This is a genomic window from Caulobacter sp. (assembly GCF_035254145.1).
Classification (GTDB): Bacteria; Pseudomonadota; Alphaproteobacteria; order Caulobacterales; family Caulobacteraceae; genus Caulobacter.
Window position 1 is genome coordinate 1 of the sequence record NZ_DATFAV010000236.1, and the last position, 3,890, is coordinate 3,890.

Sequence of the window (3,890 nt, forward strand, 5' to 3'; positions counted from 1 at the left end):
CGTCGTCGGCGTGGTTGGGGGTAAAGGGATGTGTCTTAGCCTGGATTGGCTCGTCCTCTCCGACCGCTGGGTCTCTCGGGAAACCGAGAGCCCAGGTCCCGGTAAGGCCTGAACAGGGCCACCTGACGGGAGGCTGGCGGAAAACGATCGCGCGGAGCGTCGGGCTTCGTCGAAACGGTATTTATCAATCTTCTCCGGACGAACGTCCGGCGCTCCGCGTCCCTTTCCATCCCTTCAGCGAGCGATCGCGTGAAGCAGCGGACGCACGACCCCAATCCTCCCCCTAGCGGGGGAGGTGTCGGCTCGAAGAGACGACGGAGGGGGAAGAGGCGGGCTCGCAAGCACTTCCCCCTTCGGTCCTTCGGACCACCTCCCCCTCTGGGGGAGGATTTGTCGCCCCAACCCACCCTTGACGCCCTCCCGCCAAACGCCCAGAAGCCGATCGTGACCGACGCCGCCCCTTCCGCCTCCGCCGAGCAGTCCCAAGCGCCCAAGAAGGGCGGCTTGCTGAAATCCTCGGTGGTCTATTCCGGCCTGACCCTGGTCAGCCGGTTCATGGGCTTCGCGCGGGACCTGGCGGTCTCTTATCGGATGGGGGCCAGCGCCACGCCGGCCGCCGACGCCTACAACACGGCCCTGGCCTTCCCGAACCTGTTCCGCCGGTTCTTCGCCGAGGGCGCCTTCGCCGCCGCCTTCGTGCCGGCCTACGCCAAGTCGCTGCAGCGCGACGGCGAGGAGACGGCCGACATCCTGGCGGCCGACGCCATGGCCACCCTGGCGGCCTCGACCATCGTCATCACCGTGATCTGCCAGCTGGCCATGCCGTGGCTGATGATGCTGATCAGCCCTGGTTTTGGCTGGGGCACCGAGAAGTACAAGCTGGCGGTGCTGCTGACCCAGATCACCATGCCCTACCTGCCGTGCATGGCGATCGTGGCCCACCTGTCGGGCGTGCTGAACGCCCGCGACCGCTTCATCCTGTCGGCCGGCGCGCCGATCCTGCTGAACATCTTCACCCTGGCCTTCATCCTGCCGCAGACGACCGCGGTCGGCGCGGCCCAGTGGGGCTCGATCGGGGTGGTCGTCGCCGGGGTCGCCCAGGCGGCCCTGCTAACCTGGGGTGTCAACAAGTCGGGCGCCAAGGTCCACTGGCGCCTGCCCCGCCTGACGCCGGAAGTGCGCGGGCTGATCGGCAAGGCCATTCCAGGCGCCCTGGCCGCCAGCGCCACCCAGGTCAACATCTTCATCTCCAGCAATCTGGCCAGCCACGTGCCCGGCGGCCGGACCTGGCTGGCCACGGCCGACCGCCTCTATCAGCTGCCGCTGGGCCTGGTGGGCGTGGCCATCGGCGTGGCCTTGCTGCCGCGCCTGTCGCGCGCCGTGAACTCTGGCGACCACCAGGACGCCCAGAGCGCCATGGACCAGGGGATCACCCTGGCCATGGCTCTGACCCTGCCGGCGGCCGCGGCCCTGATCGCCATGCCGGGCTTCCTGTCGGACGGCCTCTACACCCGCGGCCAGTTCACGGCCTTCGACGCCAGCCAGACGGCGGCGGCGCTGTTCTACTACGGCATCGGCACCCCGGCCTTCGTGCTGCAGCAGCTCTATTCGCGGGCTTTCTTCGCGCGGGGCGACACCAAGAGCCCGATGCGTTTCGCCCTGGTCTCGGTGGCCGTGAACATCGGCCTGGGCGTGCTGCTGTTCAATCTGGTCGGGGTGAAGGGCATCGCCGCCGCCACGGCCGTGGCCTCGTGGGCTAATATCGCCCAGATGGCCTGGGCCCTGTCGCGCCGGGGCGACTACCAGCCCTCCGCCCAGAGCTGGTCGCGCCTGGCCCGGATTCTGGCCGCCAGCGTAGGCATGGGCCTGGTTCTGGCCGCCGCCTCGCACTGGCGGGACCTGATCGAGGCGCCGCTGCGCGCCATCGGCCTGACCGGCCACACGATCGGCGCCAAGGAGTTCGCCCTGGCCCTGACCTGTCTCGTGGGCGCGGCGGTCTATCCGCCGTTGCTGTTCCTGTTCGGTGGCGTCACGCCGGCCGAGCTGAAGGCGGCCTTAAGGAGGGGCAAGGCTTGATCCGCGCAGTCGGGAGCGCTAACCAGCGGGCCATGGCTTCGATCGGTCTCCTCGCGCCGCGATGGCGCGGCTCCAACTGACCCTGATCGCCGCATCTCCGCGATGCGGTTCGCGCCCTCCCGCGCCCGCCAATCTCTTGAAATTCGACAGCAAGGCTTAAAGCCATGACCGACCAAGCCCCCGTCACCTATACGGGTCCCTCCCGCGTGCTTTCGGGCGTCCAGCCCTCCGGCGCCCTGCATCTGGGCAACTATCTCGGCGCGCTGGTGAAGTTCGCCCGCCTGCAGCACGAGATCGACACCTTCATCTTCGTGGCCGACCTGCACGCCATCACCGTGTGGCAGGACCCGGCGGCCCTGGCCCAGCAGACCCGCGAGATCGCCGCGGCCTACATCGCCGCGGGCCTGGATCCGGACAAGGCGACGATCTTCCCGCAGTCGGCGGTGCGCGAGCACGCCGAGCTGGCCTGGATCTTCCAGTGCGTCGCCCGCCTCGGCTGGTTGGACCGCATGACCCAGTTCAAGGAGAAGAGCGGCAAGCACAAGGAGCGCTCGAGCGTCGGCCTCTACACCTATCCGGTGCTGCAGGCCGCCGACATCCTGGTCTACAAGGCCACCCACGTGCCGGTGGGCGAGGACCAGAAGCAGCACCTGGAGCTGACCCGCGACATCGCGCAGAAGTTCAACCACGACTTCGGCGCTCCAGGAGGAGCGCCGGGCTACTTCCCGCTGCCCGATCCCCTGATCCAGGGGCCCGGGGCGCGGGTCATGTCCTTGCGCGACGGTTCGGCCAAGATGAGCAAGTCCGACCCCTCGGACTATTCGCGCATCAACCTGACCGACGACGCCGACGCGATCGCCGCCAAGATCAAGAAGGCCCGCACGGACCCCGAGCCGCTGCCCGAGACCCTGGAGGCGCTGGCTACCCGCGCCGAGGCCGACAACCTGGTCGGCATCTTCGCGGCGCTGTCGGGTCAGTCGAAGGCGCAGGTGCTGGCCGAATACGCCGGCAAGGGCTTCGGAACCTTCAAGCCGGCCCTGGCCGATCTGGCGGTCGAGAAGCTAGCCCCGGTCGGCGAGCGCATGCGGGGCCTGCTGGGCGATCCGGCGGTGCTGGACGCCATCCTGGCCAAGGGCGCGGAAAAGGCCCGCGAGGCCGCCGCCCCGACCCTGGCCGAGGTCAAGAAGCTGGTCGGCTTCTGGGGGGCTTGAGACTCTCGGTCTTGAGTCGAAGGCTAAAGCGGCGTCATCTCGCGACATGACCGACGCCGCTTCACCCGCCGCCCCGGCGAGCCGCCGCAAGTTCCTGGTCGTCGCCGACGACAGTCCGGAGTTTTCGGCGGCCCTCAAATACGCCTGCCGCCGCGCCCGTTCGACGGGCGGCCACGTCGCCATGCTGAAGGTGATCTCGCCCGCCGAGTTCGAGCACTGGAGCGGCGTGCGCGAGGAGATCGAGCGTCAGGAGCGCGAGGAGGCCGAGGCCCTGCTGCAGAGCCTGGCCGCCCAGGTCGTCGCCGAGACCGGCCTGCCGCCCGAGTTCATCATCAAGCACGCCGACAGCGTCCGCGCCGCCTTGAAGCAGGTCGTCGCCGCCGACCCGACCATCAAGATCCTGATCCTGGCGACGTCCACCGCCGGCCGGGGGCCCGGGCCGCTGATCTCGGCCATCGCCAAGGAAGGCGTCGGGTTCTCCGGGCGTAAGCTGCCGGTGACCGTGGTGCCGGGCGACCTGACGGACGACGAGATCGAGGAATTGGCGTAAAAGACCCTCTCCCCGGAGGGAGAGGGCGGGGCCCGCCGCGAAGCGGTGGGAGG

At 69.2% G+C, this 3,890-nt stretch carries 4 protein-coding genes and 1 pseudogene; 4 read left to right on the forward strand and 1 reads right to left on the reverse strand.

The genetic code is table 11. The features are described 5' to 3' along the window. A pseudogene (locus tag VJ655_RS14350) lies at positions 1-230 on the reverse strand (hypothetical protein); the annotation flags it as partial. Between the two features lie 214 nt (positions 231-444). Between VJ655_RS14350 and murJ the strand changes: the two are divergent. The 4 genes from murJ (at position 445) to VJ655_RS14370 (ending at position 3,837) form a co-directional block, all read left to right on the forward strand. Further along, positions 445-2,076 (forward strand): murein biosynthesis integral membrane protein MurJ, encoded by a 1,632-nt coding sequence (murJ, locus tag VJ655_RS14355; protein WP_324112186.1) that lies wholly within the window; start codon positions 445-447, stop codon positions 2,074-2,076. Positions 2,077-2,108: 32 nt separating this feature from the next. Beyond that, positions 2,109-2,156, forward strand: coding sequence for a hypothetical protein (locus tag VJ655_RS14360; RefSeq protein ID WP_197426819.1), 48 nt, complete (start codon positions 2,109-2,111; stop codon positions 2,154-2,156). 84 nt (positions 2,157-2,240) lie between these two features. After that, on the forward strand, positions 2,241-3,287 hold the full coding sequence (gene trpS, locus VJ655_RS14365) for a tryptophan--tRNA ligase (protein ID WP_324112188.1): 1,047 nt from the start codon (positions 2,241-2,243) through the stop codon (positions 3,285-3,287). A gap of 46 nt (positions 3,288-3,333) precedes the next feature. Then, the gene (locus tag VJ655_RS14370) at positions 3,334-3,837 is read left to right on the forward strand and encodes a universal stress protein (RefSeq protein ID WP_324112189.1); all 504 of its coding nucleotides are present in this window, start codon (positions 3,334-3,336) and stop codon (positions 3,835-3,837) included. Positions 3,838-3,890: the final 53 nt, after the last annotated feature.

Coding starts and splice junctions, on each gene's coding strand:
- trpS (WP_324112188.1), top strand. CDS start 2,241: ATGACCGACCAAGCCCCCGTCACCTATACGGGTCCCTCCCGCGTGCTT.
- VJ655_RS14370 (WP_324112189.1), top strand. CDS start 3,334: ATGACCGACGCCGCTTCACCCGCCGCCCCGGCGAGCCGCCGCAAGTTC.